We start from the raw sequence: 814 nt of genomic DNA, 5'->3' as shown, positions 1-814 counted from the left end.
CAACGGATGCTAGAAATCGGGCATTGATTGAAACAGCTCAGGCGCAAGCCCAAGCAACTCGCACCCAAGCAGATGCCGAAAATTATCGGATTGCTAAAGTTGCGGCAGCTTTAAAAGAAGTTGATGAGAATTATTTTAAGGATCAGAGCATTGCGGCTTTTATTAAGCTTGCCAATTCAAATAGCAATTTGGTAGTCATGCCCAAAGACGAGATCACTAGTTTGGGACAGGTCCCAGTCATTAAAAAAATGTTGGAACAAGAGTGAAAGTGAAGGGATAAAGATATCCAAATAAGATATTCAAATAATTTTTCAGCTAGGATTAAATAATCAATTGCCAATTTTTCTTAATAATTATCAAATTACCTGAACTATTCATAGTTCATAAAAAGTACCAAAAGAAGGAGTAACCCAAAACACATGAAGTTAAAAGTTTGGTGGTTAAGTAATCTTATTTGGCTAATCATCTTCAGTATATTAAGCTTTGTAATTTTTATTAGAAAAGTTGATGGAGCTGGAACAATTCAAACGCCAGCAACTAAATTAGCTGCTTTTATTGTGCTAGTGGTTTTCTTTATTTTTATCATCTTGATCCAACTTGTCTTACTGCTATTTGTTAAGCATAGAAAGTAAAACTAAATTATAGGGTCTATAAGTTTCAATAACCCCTCGAAAATATTGAAAGAAAGGTTCTTTTTCAAGTAGTACTGATAAATAAAATTGCTTAACTTGCAATTTCAATTGGTATAGCTGAATTATTAAGCTATCTGTTCTGCGGAATGGATGGCTTTTTTGATGTAATAATGATAATTTAA

Annotated in this window: 2 protein-coding genes and 1 pseudogene; 2 read left to right on the top strand and 1 reads right to left on the bottom strand. The window is 32.9% G+C overall.

Translation table 11 applies throughout. The annotated features are described in order from the left end of the window. Both KH893_RS11110 and KH893_RS11105 read left to right on the top strand, forming a co-directional pair. A pseudogene (locus tag KH893_RS11110) lies at positions 1-266 on the top strand (SPFH domain-containing protein); the annotation flags it as partial. 153 nt (positions 267-419) lie between these two features. Then, positions 420-632, top strand: a complete 213-nt coding sequence (locus KH893_RS11105) for a DUF3923 family protein (RefSeq protein ID WP_010580663.1) — start codon at positions 420-422, stop codon at positions 630-632. Here the strand turns inward: KH893_RS11105 and KH893_RS11100 are convergent. Further along, the coding region (locus KH893_RS11100; RefSeq protein WP_281166185.1) for a hypothetical protein at positions 609-814 on the bottom strand (206 nt) is incomplete at its 5' end. The genes KH893_RS11105 and KH893_RS11100 overlap by 24 nt on opposite strands.

Origin of the sequence: Liquorilactobacillus sicerae, from assembly GCF_029916425.1 — a bacterium.
Classification (GTDB): Bacteria; Bacillota; Bacilli; order Lactobacillales; family Lactobacillaceae; genus Liquorilactobacillus; species Liquorilactobacillus sicerae.
This window is presented reverse-complemented; position numbering and strand designations above follow the sequence as displayed.

Bases quoted from the DNA above. Each gene is read 5' to 3' on its own strand.
- KH893_RS11105 (WP_010580663.1), top strand. From the start codon at position 420: ATGAAGTTAAAAGTTTGGTGGTTAAGTAATCTTATTTGGCTAATCATC.